The sequence below is a fragment of the Flavimobilis marinus genome, from assembly GCF_900113055.1.
GTDB classification, from domain to species: domain Bacteria; phylum Actinomycetota; class Actinomycetes; order Actinomycetales; family Cellulomonadaceae; genus Flavimobilis; species Flavimobilis marinus.
Window position 1 is genome coordinate 172,278 of sequence record NZ_FONZ01000002.1, and the last position, 15,338, is coordinate 187,615.

Annotated in this window: 15 protein-coding genes and 1 riboswitch; of the genes, 3 read left to right on the forward strand and 12 right to left on the reverse strand. The window is 74.6% G+C overall.

The genetic code is table 11. The features are described from left to right. Window positions 1-19: 19 nt before the first annotated feature. From BMZ30_RS05815 to BMZ30_RS05865, 11 genes are all read right to left on the reverse strand, one after another. Window positions 20-1,840, reverse strand: a complete 1,821-nt coding sequence (locus BMZ30_RS05815) for an FtsX-like permease family protein (protein ID WP_093376101.1) — start codon at window positions 1,838-1,840, stop codon at window positions 20-22. Further along, a complete protein-coding gene (locus BMZ30_RS05820) occupies window positions 1,840-2,586 on the reverse strand; it encodes an ABC transporter ATP-binding protein (protein WP_093376103.1) in 747 nt (248 codons plus the stop codon). The genes BMZ30_RS05815 and BMZ30_RS05820 overlap by 1 nt, the downstream gene beginning before the upstream one ends. 65 nt (window positions 2,587-2,651) lie before the next feature. Beyond that, complete coding sequence (locus BMZ30_RS05825) at window positions 2,652-3,392, reverse strand: ABC transporter ATP-binding protein (protein WP_229828576.1); 741 nt, start codon at window positions 3,390-3,392, stop codon at window positions 2,652-2,654. Beyond that, a complete protein-coding gene (locus tag BMZ30_RS05830; RefSeq protein WP_143073137.1) occupies window positions 3,389-4,360 on the reverse strand; it encodes an NrtA/SsuA/CpmA family ABC transporter substrate-binding protein in 972 nt (323 codons plus the stop codon). Before BMZ30_RS05830 ends, BMZ30_RS05825 begins: the two co-directional genes overlap by 4 nt. 2 nt (window positions 4,361-4,362) lie before the next feature. Next, window positions 4,363-5,145, reverse strand: coding sequence for an ABC transporter permease (locus BMZ30_RS05835; RefSeq protein ID WP_093376107.1), 783 nt, complete (start codon window positions 5,143-5,145; stop codon window positions 4,363-4,365). Continuing rightward, window positions 5,133-5,849 (reverse strand): thiaminase II, encoded by a 717-nt coding sequence (gene tenA / locus BMZ30_RS05840; protein ID WP_093376109.1) that lies wholly within the window; start codon window positions 5,847-5,849, stop codon window positions 5,133-5,135. The genes BMZ30_RS05835 and tenA overlap by 13 nt, the downstream gene beginning before the upstream one ends. Before the next feature lie 65 nt (window positions 5,850-5,914). Continuing rightward, complete coding sequence (gene thiD, locus BMZ30_RS05845; RefSeq protein ID WP_093377310.1) at window positions 5,915-6,739, reverse strand: bifunctional hydroxymethylpyrimidine kinase/phosphomethylpyrimidine kinase; 825 nt, start codon at window positions 6,737-6,739, stop codon at window positions 5,915-5,917. Further along, window positions 6,736-7,347: a thiamine phosphate synthase gene (gene thiE, locus BMZ30_RS05850; protein WP_229828574.1), complete on the reverse strand. Its 612-nt coding sequence runs from the start codon at window positions 7,345-7,347 to the stop codon at window positions 6,736-6,738. The genes thiD and thiE overlap by 4 nt, the downstream gene beginning before the upstream one ends. A 53-nt stretch (window positions 7,348-7,400) precedes the next feature. After that, entirely contained in the window at window positions 7,401-8,276 is an 876-nt protein-coding gene (gene thiM, locus BMZ30_RS05855; protein ID WP_093376113.1) for a hydroxyethylthiazole kinase, read from the reverse strand. Then, window positions 8,269-8,367: riboswitch (TPP riboswitch) on the reverse strand. It overlaps the preceding gene by 8 nt. Before the next feature lie 68 nt (window positions 8,368-8,435). Next, window positions 8,436-8,729: a DUF4287 domain-containing protein gene (locus BMZ30_RS05860; RefSeq protein ID WP_093376115.1), complete on the reverse strand. Its 294-nt coding sequence runs from the start codon at window positions 8,727-8,729 to the stop codon at window positions 8,436-8,438. Window positions 8,730-8,824: 95 nt separating this feature from the next. Then, entirely contained in the window at window positions 8,825-10,009 is a 1,185-nt protein-coding gene (locus BMZ30_RS05865; RefSeq protein WP_229828572.1) for an AI-2E family transporter, read from the reverse strand. An 83-nt stretch (window positions 10,010-10,092) separates the two neighbouring features. On the opposite strand from BMZ30_RS05865, the gene hrpB reads away from it, so the two are divergent. Then, the gene (hrpB, locus tag BMZ30_RS05870) at window positions 10,093-12,597 is read left to right on the forward strand and encodes an ATP-dependent helicase HrpB (RefSeq protein ID WP_093376119.1); all 2,505 of its coding nucleotides are present in this window, start codon (window positions 10,093-10,095) and stop codon (window positions 12,595-12,597) included. Window positions 12,598-12,635: 38 nt separating this feature from the next. After that, the gene (locus tag BMZ30_RS05875; RefSeq protein WP_093376121.1) at window positions 12,636-13,013 is read left to right on the forward strand and encodes a YchJ family protein; all 378 of its coding nucleotides are present in this window, start codon (window positions 12,636-12,638) and stop codon (window positions 13,011-13,013) included. A 60-nt stretch (window positions 13,014-13,073) separates the two neighbouring features. Here the strand turns inward: BMZ30_RS05875 and BMZ30_RS05880 are convergent, their stop codons facing one another. After that, the gene (locus BMZ30_RS05880) at window positions 13,074-14,432 is read right to left on the reverse strand and encodes an urease accessory protein UreH domain-containing protein (RefSeq protein ID WP_093376123.1); all 1,359 of its coding nucleotides are present in this window, start codon (window positions 14,430-14,432) and stop codon (window positions 13,074-13,076) included. Window positions 14,433-14,565: 133 nt separating this feature from the next. Here BMZ30_RS05880 and BMZ30_RS05885 point away from each other — a divergent pair, with 133 nt between their 5' ends. Continuing rightward, entirely contained in the window at window positions 14,566-15,210 is a 645-nt protein-coding gene (locus BMZ30_RS05885; RefSeq protein ID WP_093376125.1) for a uridine kinase family protein, read from the forward strand. The last annotated feature ends 128 nt before the right edge of the window (window positions 15,211-15,338 follow it).

Here is a 15,338-nt window from a genome sequence, read left to right on the forward strand (position 1 = left end):
ACCTCGTGCCTCGACGCCGCTACTCGCGTGCTCCGACCGCAGCGATCGGCGGGCGCCGGGTCGCCGCCAGAGCGGCGCAGGCACTGGCCGTGGCCACCAGCAGGAAGGTTGCGGGCACGGTCAGCCCGACGATCTGCCACGGGATCACCAGTGCTCCGGCGACGCGGCTGATGCCGATCAGGTTGGCCAGGGCTGCCAGCCAGCCCAGCATGATGCCGGTCGCGGAGACGATGAGTGCCTCGAGCACGGCGCTGACGACCACCTGGCCGCGGCTGAGTCCGGTCACGCGAGCGACGGCGAGCTCGCGGCGGCGCTCGCCGGTGGCGATGGCAATCGCACTGACCGCGCCGATCGCGGCGTAGAGGGCGGCCATGCCGAGGACCGCCTGCAGCACACCGGCGTCCAGGGTGTCCTGTGCGCTGTCGTGGTGCGCGAGCCAGTCGCCGAGGGGCAGCACCGGTGGGGGCAAGGTGGCAGCCACGGCGGCCGGGTCCGCTCCGGGCTCGAGTCGGACGACGGACCGCGCCGCGCCGAGCGCGGCGCTCGGGACGAGGTCGTGCGGCAACAGGTACTGCGGCCCGCCGTCGAGGGGCGGCGGGAGGACGGCCACCACGCGGGTGACGAGGTCGTGGCCCGCGACGCGCAGCTGCACGGTCTCGCCGAGGTCTCCGCCTGCCGCGACGACCGTGCGCCCACGGAGGTCGTCGTACGAGCCAGCCAGCAGGGGCGTCCGGTGGGCGTACGGATAGGCGTCCGGGTCGATGGCGAGCGCCGGCACCTCATCGGTGGTCGTGCCCGCGTCGCCGCCATAGTGCGTCGCTGTGGTGGCGCTGATCGTCAGGGTGTACTCCGTCGACGCGAGGGCGACGCCCGGCGTGCTCGCGGAGACGGGCCCGGCTGCGACCAGATCCGCGCGCAGGTCGTCGACGAGCCGGTTCCGCGCGCCGGCAGACAGACTGGCGAAGGTCCCCGCGAGCCCGGTCGCGAGGGCGACCAACACCACGACGGGCGCAGCGATCGACGCGCTGCGTCGGCGGGCCTCCCGCAAGTTCGCCCGGGTGAGACGGCCGACGACGGATCGGCTCGCGGCGATGCTCACGAGCAGGGCCAGCGGGGCCACGAGTGCCGGGCCCAGCGCGGCCAGACCCAGCGTGAGCGCGACCGTGGCGGAGATGGACAGGGGGATCGCTGCTTCGGGGTGCTCCACGGCGGTCGCGACCGTCGTCAGGACGATCGCGACCGCGCTCAGCAGGAGGCCGGCCAGCCAGCGACCGACCGTCATGCCGCGCGCCGCGGCGCCGGTCTCTCGCAGCGCCTCCAGCGGGCGAACCCGAGCAGCCCGCCTCGAGGCGGCCAGGACGCCGGCCGTGGCGACGCCGAGGCCGAGGCCGATCGATGCCCAGAGCACCCAGCCGCGCCAGGGTGCGGAGAACGTGATGGGGAGGAGGCCGAGGTCGGCGAGCAGAGCCGTCTGTGTCAGCTGCGCAACCCGGCCGGCCGGGACCCCGAGCACGGTGCCGAGGGCGCCGAGCACCCACGCCTCGGCGAGCAGCAGGCGCCGCAGCTGAACAGGGCTGCCGCCGATCAGGCGCAGGAGCGCCAGGTCACGGTGACGCTGCGCGATCGTGAAGGCGAAGGTCTCGCTGACGACGAAGACGGCCAGGAATGCCGACACCCCCAACGTCAGGCCCAGCACCGCGATCGCCTCGCCGTAGCGGCCGGCCGCGGCGACGATCAGCAGCGACGACTGGACGATCGCGACGCCGAGCACGACCGCGAGGATGGCTCCGGTGAACAGCGGCCAGCGTTCCCGGTAGGTGGCGAGCGCGAGCGTGAGCATCAGGCTTCCAGGGCGGCGAGCCGGTCCGCGACCAGGTGGACGGTGGGCCGGGTCAGCCTGTCCACGACGCGCCCGTCGCTGAGGAAGACGACGGAGTCGGCGCTGGCGGCGACGGCGGGGTCGTGGGTCACCATGATGAGGGTCTGCCGGGTGGAGTCGACCATCGACCGCAGGAGTGCGAGCACGCCGCGCGCAGCGCGAGAGTCGAGCGCACCCGTGGGCTCGTCGGCGAAGAGCACCGCGGGCCTCGTCACCATGGCTCGGGCGATGGCGACGCGCTGCTGCTGCCCGCCGGACAGCTCCCGCGGCCGGTGCCGGAGGCGATCACCGAGCCCGAGCGCGACGAGGGCCCGCCGGACGTCGGACATGGATACCTTGTGGCCGGCGAGGCGCAGCGGCAGCGCCACGTTCTGCTCCGCGGTCAGCGCGCCGAGGAGGTTGAAGTTCTGGAACACGAAGCCGATGTCCTGGCGCCGCATCAGGGTGAGCTCACGCTCGGTGGCGCCCGTCAGGTCGCGGTCGCCGTGCAGCACGCGACCGCTCGTAGGGCGCTCGAGACCGGCGGCCGTGTGCAGCAGGGTCGACTTGCCGGAACCCGACGGCCCCATGACGGCGGTCCAGCTGCCGCGGTCGAAGCGCAGGTTGACCCCGTCCAGCGCACGGACACGCGCCTGCCTGCTCCCGTACTCCCGCACGAGATCGTGTAACTCGACGGCTGTGCTCGTCAGCGTCTGTCCTTGGCTCATGCTGGAGAACCTACGGAGGTGCGGGGTGCGCGCACGTCACCCCAGGGTGGGCATTCTCGCGTGGCTCAGGTGGGGGAGGGCGTGCCGGATCCGCCGGCCGGGCCGACGCCGAGCGCGGCCAGCAGCTCGTCCCGGAGCGTCGGGCGCGCCGGCCGCACGGGGTGCGCGGCGACGATGCGGCCGCCGTCGAGGACGACGATCGTGTCCGCCAGGGCGATCGCCTCGTCGACGTCGTGGGTGACCAGCAGGATCGTGCGCCGATGGTGCGTCTGGAGGCGGCGGACGAGCGCGTGCATCGTCAGCCGGGTCAGCGCGTCCAGGCCGGCGAAGGGCTCGTCGAGGAGGAGGAGGTCGGGCTGGCGCACGAGGGCCCGCGCGAGGGCGACCCGCTGGGCCTGGCCTCCCGAGAGCGTGAGCGGCCAGTCGTCGGCACGCGCAGCGAGGTCGACCTCGCGCAGCAGGTCGACGGCGGCGGACCTCCGCTCGCCAGGCGTGGCTGCCGTGCCCTCGAGCGCGAGGGCCACGTTGCGCCAGACCGACAACCACGGCATCAGTCGCGGCTCCTGGAAGGCCACGGCGACGGACCCCCGCTCGAGCTGCTCGCTCGCCTCCGGCCTCACCAGCCCGGCGAGCACCCGCACGAGGGTCGACTTGCCGGTTCCGCTCCGGCCGAGCATCGCCACGACCTCGCCCGGGGCCAGGTCGAGATCGAGACGGTCGAGGACGACACGTTCCCCATAGCGCTTCGTGACACCGCGGACGCGGACGTGACCACCCGTGTGCGTCGGGCGCGGCGGGACAGTCAAGGCAGGTCCCGGACGTCCACCACTGCCTGGCTGACGTCCGTCGTCGTGGTGGTCATGCCGTGGGCCTGGTAGAACTGCGCGACGGCGGCGAGCTCCTCGGCGAAGGCGTCGTCCGCGGGCACGATCCGGGGTGGTCTCTTGGCGGCGATCGCCGCGGCCACCTCGGGCGCGGCTCCGGCGTCGCGGTAGGCCGCCTCGAGCTCCGTGGGTGACGCCACGACGGCCTCGGCCTGTGCCTCGAGCGCCCGGTAGAGCGCGCGCACCAGATCGGGGTGCGCGGTGACGAGGCTTCGGCTGACGACGTGCACCGTCGGGTTGGTCGCTCCGATGTCCCGTGCGAGCGCGACGAGCGTGGCTCCGGGGAGGCGCTCGGCGGAGACCAGGTACTGGTCCCAGGTCGCCCAGGCGTCCACCTGTCCGCCGACGAACGCGGTCGCAGCGTCGGGTGGACTTAGGTAGACCGGCTCGACGTCGTCGATGTCCATCCCGGCCTGGGCCAGTGCGACCCGCAGCAGGTAGTCACCGGTGCCCCCCTCGTTGACGGCCACAGTGTGTCCCGCGAGGTCCGAGACGGACGCGATGCCGGTGCGGGCGCCAGCCACGATGCCCTGCGTGTCGTTGTCGTTGGCCTCGACGGCGAAGACGACCAGGTCGGGGTTGCCCTGCAGGGCCGGGATCAACGCCGTCGCGCTTCCGGTCGTCACGTCGATCTGCCCCGCCGCCATCGCCTGCGCCGCTGGGGCGAACGCGGGGAAGGTCGCCGGCAGCTGGAGGCTCCCCCCGCTCCGCGCCACCTCGTTCGCCAGCGCACCGCCGCGGGTGGCGAGCGTGAGCGTGTTCTGGGTGGTGAGCGGACCCACACGCAGCTCGGCGGCAGAGTTGCCAGGAGCGGGCGTGGGCTCGGAGCACGCTGCCAGGACGGCAAGGGCGGCGGCGAGGAGCGCCAGGGGGCGGACGGTGGTGCGCATGGTCAGAGCCTCTCGGTGGTGAGCGGGGACGGGGCGGCACGCCATCGCAGCAGCCGGCGCTCCGCGACGCGCACGACGGCGTCGGTCACCAGGCCGAGGACGGCGTAGACGGCGACGCAGACGAGCATGATGTCGGTGCGCACGTACGTGCGCGCCGTGGTGAGCAGGTGTCCGATCCCCGAGGAGGCGTTGGCGGTCTCCGCGACGATCACGGCGATCCACGCGAGCCCGAGCGCGTAGCGCAGACCGACGAGGATCGGAGCGACCGCGCCGGGAAGCAGGATGCGCGCCGCGCGCTGCCGTGCGCTCAGCCCGTAGACCGCGCCGACCTCGAGGAGCCGGGGGTCGACGGCGCGCACCCCGCCGAACGTGTTGAGGTACATCGGGACCACGGTGGCGATCACGACCAGCGCGACCTTCGGGGCTTCCCCGAGGCCCAGCCAGAGGACGAGCACCGGGGTCAGCGCCGTGAAGGGCACGGTGCGGAGCATCTGCACGGGGGCGTCGACCAGGTCCTCACCGAGCCGCCAGAGTCCGGCGCACAGCCCGAGGAGCACGCCGAGCACGAGGCCGATCGCTGACCCCACGAGCACGCGGCCCAGGCTCACGGCCAGCGCCTGCGGGAGCGTGCCGTCGGCGACCATCCCCGCGGCCGTGCCGACCAGGCTCACAGGTCCGGGGAGCACGGTGGCTTCGACGGCCCCCACGGAGCTCGCGACCTGCCACGCCGCGACGAGCCCGACCGTGCTCGCCCAACGGCGCGCGCGGACGCTCACACCGGCCATGTCTCGTGACGGTAGGCAGCGTCCCAGAACATCCACTCGTAGCGGCTCGCCTGCGCGAAGGCCGCGTGCATGCGCTCGACCGTCCCGGCGTCCGCGCAGTGCGCCACCCGGTCCGCGACCCGCCGGGCCGTTCGCGTGGCAGCGGTGAACGCGGGGTCGCCGTAGGTCGAGATCCAGTCGCCATAGGGGTGGTTCGCGAGGTCGTCGACGCTCGCCCGCAGCCGCCGGCCGACGTCGTCGTAGATCCAGAAGCACGGCAGCACGGCGGCGACAAGCTCGGCGTACGAGCCGCGAGCGCTCACGGCGAGCAGGTAGGAGGTGTAGGCGGTGGTGGTCGGCGACCTCGACGCCACGGCAAGCCCGTCGATGTGCGTGGCGTGCAACGAGCGTTCCTCGCGCACCGCTCCCTCGGCGCTGCCCGACCAGAAGATCACGTCCTCGGCGTCCACGGCGCGCTGGGCGCAGCTGGCCAGGGCCCGACCGTAGTCGACGAGGTAGAGCGCGTCTTGGCGCATGTACTCCACGAACGTCTCGCGAGCGAGCGAGCCGTCAGCGAGGCCCGTCAAGAACGGGTGCACGTCGATCGCGCGGCGGATCTCGGCGGTCCGGCGCCACGCCGTCTGCGAGAACGTCGGGGTGGACGGGTCGTCGTTCGGGGCGTCGACTGCGGAGGCGGGGGAGAGGACTGGCGTGGGGGAGGGCATGGCGAGGAGTCCGTTCGTCGGTGCTGCTGCTGGCGAAGGTCAGGTGCGGGGCGCTGGGCCGGTGCCTAGCGGGTGGCGACGGGCTGGTCCCACCAGCGATGGAAGTGGTGCACGGGCCCGGGGCCGTGGCCGATCTCGAGGGTGTCGGCGCCCTCCAGAGCGGCGGAGAGCCAGGTCTTGGCCTCGCGCGCAGCGCTCAGCGGCGATCCCGAGCGGGGGAGGAGGGCGGCGATCGCGGACGACAACGAGCATCCGGTGCCGTGGGTGTTGGCCGTCGGGACGCGACGTGCTCCGAGCAGGTGCTCGCCGTCGTCGTCGATCCAGACGTCGGTGGCGTCGTGCCCGGTCAGGTGGCCGCCCTTGGCCAGCACCGCCTGCGCGCCTCGGGCCCGCAGCGCGCGGGCCTGGCGGAGCAGGTCCTCGGTGCTCGTCGCCGCACCCTCACCGAGCAGCACCGCGGCCTCGGGGATGTTGGGGGTCACGACGCGCGCGTGGGGGAGGAGGTCGCCGATGGCCTGCTCGGCCTCCTCCGCCAGGAGGCGGGCCCCGCTCGTGGAGACCATCACGGGGTCGAGCACCACGGGCGCGAGGCCGGGGTGGTCCCCGAGGAAGCCGGCCACCGCACGCACCGTCGCCGCGTCCCCGAGCATGCCGATCTTGATGGCGTCCACGCGCACGTCGGCCACCAGGGTGTCGAGCTGCTGCCGGACGAACGCCGGCGGGACGGCGTGGATGCCGGTGACCCCCAGGGTCGACTGCGCGGTCAGGGCGGTGATCACGGTCGTGCCATAGGCGCCCAGCGCAGAGAACGTCTTGAGGTCGGCCTGGATCCCGGCGCCGCCCGAGGGGTCGGAGCCCGCGATGCTGAGCACGACCGGCGGCCGGCTCATGACGCGCGGGCCCACGAGGTGCGCAGGGCTGAGGTCGCTGCCGCGACGTCGCTCTGGCCGCAGATCGCGCTGACGACCGCGATCCCCGCCACCCCGGTCGGCCGCACGAGTGCCGCACGTCCCGCCGAGATGCCACCGATCGCGACGCACGGAAGCGCGCTGAGCGCACTGAGCTCGCGCAGCAGCGGCAGTCCCCCGGGTGCGCGGTGGTCGGGCTTGGTGGGCGTCGCCCAGACGGGGCCGACGCCCAGGTAGTCCACGGTCCCCACCGGCAGCGCCATGGCGTGCCTGACCTCGGCGGCATCGTGCACCGTCAGCCCGAGGTAGGCGTCGTCGCCCAGCAGAGCGCGGGCCTGCGGGGCTGGCATGTCGCCCTGGCCGATGTGCGCGCCGTGGGCGCTGATCTCCTGGACGAGGTGGACGCGGTCGTTGATGAGCAGCGGGACGCCGGTGCCGTCGAGGGCGGCACGCACCTGCACCCCGAGCCGGACGAGCTCCGCGTCGCTCGCGCTGGGGTCGCGCAGCTGCACCGCCGTGACGCCGGCCCGGACAGCGGCGCCGACGGTTGCGGCGAGTCCCGCTCGAGCGCAGAGGGCGGTGTCGGTCACGAGGTAGAGCGTGAGGTCGAGCGGATGGCGCGACGGTCGGCAGCCCGCGCCGGTCACCGCTGCGCCTCGAGGCGCACCTGGTCGGACGCCGACGTGGGCGTCAGGGCCGCGAGGTCGTCGAGCAGCGCGACGGCGAAGCTCCCGGGGCCCGTGCTGCGTGCGGCAGCGTGCTCTGCGGCGACCGTGAGCGTCGCGGTCGCCGCCGTGGCGGCGAGCAGCGGGTCGGGCGTCACCGCGCTGAACGCGGCCATGAGCGCGCCCAGCGCGCAACCACCGCCCGTGATGCGGGTGAGCAGCGGGGTGCCGTTCGCGAGGCGGAGCGCGCGGGCGCCGTCGGTCAGGAAGTCCGTCGCGCCGCTGACCGCGACGACGGCCGCGTGCTCGCGGGCGAGCGCGTCGGCCGCGGGTATCGCGGTCGCGACGTCGTCGACGCTCTCGGGCCCTCGGCCACCTGCGCCGCCCCGCAGCGCGAGGACCTCGGACGCGTTCCCGCGCACGATCGTCGGCCGGTGGCGCGCGAGCAGGTCTAGCGCGGTGCGCGTGCGCCACACCAGGCCGCCGACGCCGACGGGGTCCAAGACCCACGGCGTGCCCGCCCGCTCGGCCGCCGCGACGGCGTGAGCCGTGGCTGCTGTCGTCGACTCCTGCGGCGTGCCGAGGTTGATGAGGAGCGCGTCGGCCCGACGAGCCGAGGGGCCGGCCTCCTCGACGTTGTCGACCATGGTGGGCTGGGCGCCGACGGCGAGCAGGACGTTCGCGGTCCAGTGCGCCACGACATGGTTCGTCAGGCAGTGGACGAGCGGCGCGTGCGCGCGGAGGTCCGCGAGCGCGCGCCCGACGGCGGCGGGCGAGACCGGCGGAGCGGTTGCCCGCGTGGCAGGCGCGCCGGCGCAGGCAGGGGAGACAGGGGTGGCGGACGGCGTGGGCATGCCTCGACGTTCCCTTCGCTAGTACGAACTAGATCAGGTTCAACGGGTGTGATCTCAGCCATGTCGATCCACGGCACCCCGCGTCAGAGCGCCACCCTACGCCAGGCGCAGGGCGGTCGTGCAAGCTGGGCGCGTCGGGCCCGGCGTGCGCTGGGCGAGCTACCCGGACGGTCGCGTGGCCCGGCCGTCGAGCCAGAGCGTGTCGGAGGCGTCGCAGTGCGCTCCGTCGGTGCCGACGTGCTTCGCGTCGATCTGCGGTCCGTTCTTGATGACGTGGACGATCGCCATCCCGTGCCCGCGGCCGAGGTCGTAGTCAGCCTTGAGCCACGCGAGGATGGTCCCTGCCTTCACGTCGGGCTGGTCGAAGCCCTGGGCGCGTGCGCGCTCGACGAGCTCGCGGGGCGTCAGACCGGTCTTGTTCTCGACGGCGTCGAGGTAAGCCTGGAACGACATGGTTCTCCTTCCGCCGGGTGGTGCAGCCCAGGGTGCGGCGTCCCGCGTGCGGTGTCGAGACCCGACGAGACCTCGTCCGTCATCGCGCCCCCTCGTCAGCCGCCGGAGGCGGTCAGCTCGCCGGGATCGAGGTCCGAGGTCGCGCTCCACTCCTTGATCGCGGCCCACGAGACGGCGGCGATCGGGACGGCGAGGAGCGCACCGATGATCCCCGAGAGGATGGTGCCGGCCGTCAGGGCCATGAGGATCGCCAGCGGGTGCAGCGACAGCGCCTTGCCGAGGACGACGGGAGCCAGCAGGTCGCCCTCGATCTGGTTGACCGCGATCACGACCGCGACCACGATGAGCGCGACCCCGGGCCCGTTCGCCACGAGGGCGACGAGGGCGGCGAAGACACCGGACAGGGTCGCGCCGATCAGCGGGATGAAGGCGCCGAGGAAGACGAGTGTCGCGAGCGGGAGTGCGAGGGGCACGCCCAGGAAGGCGAGGGCCGCCCCGATCAGGACCGCGTCCACGAGGGCCACGATCGCGGTGCCCCGCAGGTAGCCGCCGAGCACCTCGACGGACCGGTCGCCGATCCGCTCCGCGCGCATCCGGGACTGGGGGTCGAGCGGGTTGATGAGGAACCCGTAGATCTTCTTGCCGTCCTTGATGAGGAAGAAGAGCACCACGATGCCGAGGATGATCCCGGTCACGGCCTCGATCGCTGCGGTCGCCCCCGCGATCGCGCCGCTCTGGACCTGCTCGCTGGCCAGCAGGTCCGTCAGGGACTCGCGAGCCGCGGTGATCTGCGCGTCGTCGAGCCCGAGCGGGCCCTCGGCGAGGTAGGTCTGCAGCTCGTCCAGACCCCGCCCGGCCTCCTCGACCAGGGACGACCACTCGTTCCGGATGCCCCGGCCGACGAGCCACAGGACGGCGCTGATCGTGCCGATCCCGGTGAGCATGGCGGCCCATGTCGCGAGCGCAGCCGGCCACCCCTTGCGCCGCAGGAATGCGACCAGCGGGCTGACGGCCGCGGCGATGACCGTGGCGATGAGGATCGGGATCACCAGGAGCTTGAGCTGGATCAGCACGTAGACGACCGCGACCGCGACGACGACGACGAGGATCACCTGGGCGCTGCGGATGGCTGCGCGGCCGAGCCCGTCGTCCCAGATGCTCGGACGTCGGGGCGGCTGCGGTGCCCGGGCGAGCACGGGGGCGGCGCTCGTGGACGCGGGGGTCGCTGCGGCAGCGCCGGACCGGCCGGACGATCGCTTCTTCTTCTTCCAGGGAGGCACGGTGTCAGCCTGCCACGCGCGCTACGGCTCCGCCTGCCCTGTGCCGGCGGTGCGCGTGCGGGGGAAGCGTCTAGGGTCGACGCATGGTCACCGGCAGCGCGCGCGGAACGGCGGGCGCCCTCGCCTCGCTGCTGGCGGCACCGCCCGACCTCCCGGTGGCTGCCGCGGTCGAGCAGATCGTGGCCCGGCTGAGCGCCGCCGGAGCGGTCGTGGTCCAGGCGCCGCCGGGGACGGGCAAGACGACGCTCGTGCCGCCCGCCGTGGCCGCCGCCGTCAAGGGACGTGTCCTCGTCACCCAGCCACGGCGCATCGCGGCGCGCGCGGCCGCCCGTCGGCTCGCCGGCCTGCTCGGGGAGAGTGTCGGCGCCACCGTGGGCTACACGGTGCGCGGTGAGCGCCACGTCTCGGACGCGACGCGCGTCGAGGTCGTCACCACGGGCGTCCTGCTCCGCCGCCTGCAGCGGGATCCCGAGCTTCCCGGCGTGTCCGTCGTCATCCTCGACGAGGTCCACGAGCGCCATCTCGACGCGGACCTCGCGCTCGCGCTGCTCGTCGACGTGCGGACGCACCTGCGTCCCGAGCTCGGGCTGGTGGCGATGTCCGCCACGGTCGAGGCCGAGCGCACCGCCGCGCTGCTCGCGACGCCGTCGGCCCCCGTGGTCACCGTGGCCGCGGCGACGTACCCGGTCGACGTCGTGTGGTGCCCGCCGCGCGCGGGGCGGGCCGATGCGCGCGGGATCACCCCGGCGTTCCTCGATCACGTCGCGGGCGTCGTCCGGCGGGCGTGCGACGAGCGCCTGGGCGACGTGCTGGTGTTCGTCCCCGGCGCGCGGGAGATCGACGGGGTCGCCCGGCGGCTGGCGGGGCTCGACGTCGACGTGCTGCCCCTGCACGGGCGGCTCGCCGCGCGCGAGCAAGACCGGGCGCTCCGACCGGGTCCCCGCCGTCGCGTCGTGGTCTCGACCGCGGTCGCGGAGTCGTCCCTCACGGTGCCCGGGGTGCGGGTGGTGGTCGACGCGGGTCTCGCCCGCGAACCTCGCACGGACCTGCGGCGGGGCATGGGCGGGCTCGTGACCGTGAGCGTCAGCCGTGCCGGTGCCGAGCAGCGTGCCGGCCGCGCGGGCCGCGAAGCACCGGGCGCCGTGTACCGCTGCTGGGCGGCCGAGGAGCACCCGCGGCTGGTGCCGCACCCCGTCCCCGAGATCCTGACCGCGGACCTCACAGGCTTCGCCCTCGAGCTCGCGGCGTGGGGGAGCCCGGACGGCACGGGCCTCGCGCTGCTCGACCCGTCGCCGCCTGCGGCCATGGCTGCCGCCCGGACGGTCCTGGTGGGGCTCGGGGCTCTCGACGACGCCGGACGCGTCACCGCACGCGGCCGGGCGATCGCGCGACTGCCGGTCGACCCTCGGCTCGGGCGGGCGCTGCTCGACGCCGCGCCGGTGCTCGGCACCACCCGGGCTGCCGAGATCGTCGCTGTGCTCGCCGACGACGTCCGCGCGGACGGGGCGGATCTGGTCGCAGCCTGGCGGCAGGTGCGGCACGGCCGGGGCGACGTCCGAGCGCAGGCCCGCCGGCTCGCGGGGATGGTCGACGAGGTTGCCGGGAACCAGCGGCTGACCGACGACCTCGCCGTCGGGCTCGTCGTCGCGCTCGCCCACCCTGAGCGCATCGCGCGCCGCCGGAGCGAGGGCACCTCCTACCTGATGGTCGGCGGCACGGGCGCCGCGCTCCCGCCGGGTTCGGCGCTGCAGGGGTACGACTGGCTGGCGGTCGCGGACGTCGACCGCGCACCGGGGCGTCGGGACGGGATCATCCGCGCGGCGGCGCCCGTGGACGAGGACCTCGCGAGCACCGCGGCAGCGGCATTCCTCCGGTACGACGCGTCGGTCACCTGGCAGGAGGGCCGAGTGGTCGCCCGCCGTCGGACCAAGCTCGGGGCGATCACGCTGACGTCCGCGCCGCTGACCGACCCGGCCCCGGCCGACGTCGTCGCCGCGGTGCACGCAGGCCTCGCCGCAGACGGCCTCGAGGCGCTGCCCTGGCGGGACGGCGCCCGCGCCCTGCGCGCGCGCCTGGCCTTCCTGCACCGGGCGCTCGGCGCGCCGTGGCCCGATGTGTCCGACGACGCGCTCCTGGCCGACCTGGACGCTTGGCTCGGGCCGGACATGGCGCGGGTGCGGACGGCGGCCGCGCTCCAGCGCGTCGACGTGCTCGGCGCGCTGCGGCGCCTCCTGCCCTGGCCCGAGGCCGCCAGGCTCGACGCGCTCGCACCCGAGCGCATCGAGGTGCCGAGCGGCTCGCGCGTGGCCGTCGACTACACGTCCGAGCAGCCGGTGCTCGCGGTCCGCGTGCAGGAGGCCTTCGGGTGGCGGGCCGCGCCGCTCCTGGCCGACGGGCGGGTGCCGGTGCTGCTCCACCTGCTGTCCCCGGCCGGCCGGCCGGCCGCGGTCACCGCGGACCTCGCGTCCTTCTGGGCGACCGGCTACCCGCAGGTCCGCGCGGACCTGCGCGGGCGGTATCCCAAGCACGCGTGGCCCGAGGACCCGACGACGGCCACGCCGACCCGGTCGGTGCGACGGCCTCGTTGACTGGGCGCGGCGGGGAGCCCAGCGCCGATACTGGAGCGATGAGCGCCACGCGATGCCCCTGCTTGAGCGGCCTGCCGTACGACGAGTGCTGCGGGCTCTTGCACGCTGGACGGGCGCACGCGGCGACACCCGAGCAGCTGATGCGGTCGCGGTTCAGCGCCTACGCCGTCGGGGACGCCGCCTACGTCCTGCGGACCTGGCACCCACGGACGCGGCCGGCTGAGCTCGACCTCGACGACGATGTGCGCTGGTACCGGCTCGACGTGCTCGCCGCCGCCGGCACCTCGCGCGACGTGCGCGGTCAGGTGGAGTTCGTGGCCTACTACCGCTCGCCCGACGGGCCGGGGCACCAGCGCGAGCGCAGCCGGTTCGTCCGCGAGGGTGACCGGTGGTTCTACCTCGACGCCGTCGGATAGGAGGACTGCCACCGCGCAGCGGCTCACGGTCGGCGAGGTACGGCAGACTGATGCGCGGGGTCAGGCGTCGGCGGCGATGACGGTCAACGAACCCCAGTACATCCCCATCGCGCACGAGAACCGGTACTGGCCGGGCTCGGGCGGGGTGAACGCGACGGCGTTGACGCCCGGGTCGAGCACGAAGGTCGGCAGCCCGAGGTCCCGGGCCGAGATCGAGGCCGCACAGCTCGCTGCCTGCGAGTCGATCTCCCAGCGCACCGGCGTACCGGCCCGGACGACGGCGTGGGCGGGCTCGTACCCGCTGGCCACCTGCACCGTCCGCAGCACCTGCGTGCCGTCCTCGAGGGTCACGTTGGCGGACACCGACGTCGCGGGCGAGGAGACCAGAGCGGGGGCTCCGAGCCCCGGCGCGAGGACGCCGACGGCGCCCGTGACCGTGAGCCCCGCGAAGGCCAGCACCGCGACCCCCGCGACCCGGAAGACCCGCTCACCGCCGCGCCCGCGCGCGAGCGCCGTCAGCGTGCCGACGCCGATGAGCCCCGGCGCCGTGCCGAGCGCGAACAGCGCCATGACGGCTGCGGCCCGTCCCGGGGACCCGGTGGACAGCGCGTACACCTGGACCGCCTGGGTGAACCCGCACGGCAGCAGGAAGGTGCCCGCGCCCAGCAGGGCCGTGCGTGTGTCGCTGTAGCGTCCACCCCTGGGGCGCAGCACCGCCGCGGCCCGGGGCGGGAGCGCGAGCGTGAGGGACTGCGCCAGGCGTGGTGCGACGCCGGTGAGCCGGAGCCCGACGACGGCCATGACGGCGCCGGCGGTGAGCGTCAGCCAGCCGACCGCGGTTCCGGACAGCCCGACGACGGAACCGGCGGCACCCAGCACGGCGCCGAGCACCGCGAACCCGGCGACGCGGCCGAGGTTGAACGCCACGTGCGGGCGCAGGAGCTCGCGCGGTCTGAGCTCTGGCCTGGCCTCCGCATGGGAGGCGGACACGGCGAGCACGAGGCCGCCCACCAGGGCCATGCAGGTGGAGAACCCCGCGGCGACTCCCAGGAGGACCACCAGGACGAGGCTCCCGGAGGACCCGAGGGTGGCCAGCCGGTCGATCGTCGTGCCCGCTCCCGTCACGCTCACCAGGGCGGCGAGCGCCACCAGCACCCCGACGGTGATCGCGACGTCGCGCCACACGGCCACGTCCCGCGTGACCCACGGGCTGCGCGGCCCCCGCCGGTACCCGGCGGCCTCGAGCGCACGCGCGACGTCGGCGGGTGACGGCGCCCGCGTTCCGTGCAGGACCGCGCGGCCGCGGCGCGCAGAGACCTGCGCGCGGTCGACGCCGTCGAGCTTCTCGAGCGCGCGCGCGACCCTGACCTCGCAGGCGCGGCAGGTCATGCCCTCGACAGGGATCGTGGTCGTCGTCATGGCGCGCTCCTCGGGGGCGTCGTCTCCGTGCCGTCTCCACGCTAGGCGCGCCGCACGGCGGCTCGCGCGGGACCTGGGGCCTACGACGATCCGCTATCCTCACTGGTGGTCGCTGCCGTTGGGAAGGGTGTTCATGGAGCAGGTCGAGCCCAGCGAGGAGACCCTCTTCGAGCTCCCCCAGGGAAGTCGCAGGCCGGCGGCACGCGTGGTGCTCCTCACCGGACCCTCCGGGGCCGGCAAGACCTCGCTGACGCGTCGGGTCGGGCTCCCGGTCGTGTCCCTCGACGACTTCTACCTCGACGGGGACCACCCGGACCTGCCGCGTCGCTACGGCATCGTCGACTGGGACGACCCCGCCAGCTGGGACGCTCGCGGGGCCATGGACGCGCTGCTCGAGCTGGCACGGACCGGCGAGGCCGAGGTCCCGGTCTACGACATCCCCACCAACCGGCGCACGACCACGCAGCGGATCGCTGTGGACGGCAGCCCGATCATCCTCGCCGAGGGCCTCTTCGCGGCCGAGATCATCGACGCGTGCCGGCGCGAGGGCATCCTCGCCGACGCCATGTGCATCTGGCGTCCCCGGCTCCAGACGTTCTGGTTCCGTCTCCTGCGGGACCTGGGGGAGTCGCGCAAGCCGCCCCTGACCCTCCTGCGCCGGGGCCTGCACCTGATGCGCGCCGAGCCTGCCGTGGTGAGAGACCTCACGTCCAAGGGCGCGCGCAAGGTGCGCGTCGAGCGGGCCGAGCGCGACATCGCCGCGCTCGTCGCGTCCTGAGCAGGGCGGCCCGGAGCTCCGTCGAGGCTCGAGCGCGCCGGGCGCCGAAATAACCGCGGCCGTCGGCGACGTTGGGTAGGCGACCCGTGCGGCTGCGCCGGGTCGTTCACCGTCCACGATTCTGAGGT

What these genes read in the sequence shown, in the direction of transcription:
- BMZ30_RS05815 (WP_093376101.1), bottom strand. Translation starts at nt 1,840, where the DNA reads ATGCTCACGCTCGCGCTCGCCACCTACCGGGAACGCTGGCCGCTGTTC.
- BMZ30_RS05885 (WP_093376125.1), top strand. Translation starts at nt 14,566, where the DNA reads ATGGAGCAGGTCGAGCCCAGCGAGGAGACCCTCTTCGAGCTCCCCCAG.
- thiD (WP_093377310.1), bottom strand. Translation starts at nt 6,739, where the DNA reads ATGAGCCGGCCGCCGGTCGTGCTCAGCATCGCGGGCTCCGACCCCTCG.
- tenA (WP_093376109.1), bottom strand. Translation starts at nt 5,849, where the DNA reads ATGCCCTCCCCCACGCCAGTCCTCTCCCCCGCCTCCGCAGTCGACGCC.
- BMZ30_RS05880 (WP_093376123.1), bottom strand. Translation starts at nt 14,432, where the DNA reads ATGACGACGACCACGATCCCTGTCGAGGGCATGACCTGCCGCGCCTGC.
- hrpB (WP_093376119.1), top strand. Translation starts at nt 10,093, where the DNA reads ATGGTCACCGGCAGCGCGCGCGGAACGGCGGGCGCCCTCGCCTCGCTG.
- BMZ30_RS05830 (WP_143073137.1), bottom strand. Translation starts at nt 4,360, where the DNA reads ATGCGCACCACCGTCCGCCCCCTGGCGCTCCTCGCCGCCGCCCTTGCC.
- BMZ30_RS05860 (WP_093376115.1), bottom strand. Translation starts at nt 8,729, where the DNA reads ATGTCGTTCCAGGCTTACCTCGACGCCGTCGAGAACAAGACCGGTCTG.
- BMZ30_RS05835 (WP_093376107.1), bottom strand. Translation starts at nt 5,145, where the DNA reads ATGGCCGGTGTGAGCGTCCGCGCGCGCCGTTGGGCGAGCACGGTCGGG.
- BMZ30_RS05875 (WP_093376121.1), top strand. Translation starts at nt 12,636, where the DNA reads ATGAGCGCCACGCGATGCCCCTGCTTGAGCGGCCTGCCGTACGACGAG.
- thiM (WP_093376113.1), bottom strand. Translation starts at nt 8,276, where the DNA reads ATGCCCACGCCGTCCGCCACCCCTGTCTCCCCTGCCTGCGCCGGCGCG.
- BMZ30_RS05820 (WP_093376103.1), bottom strand. Translation starts at nt 2,586, where the DNA reads ATGAGCCAAGGACAGACGCTGACGAGCACAGCCGTCGAGTTACACGAT.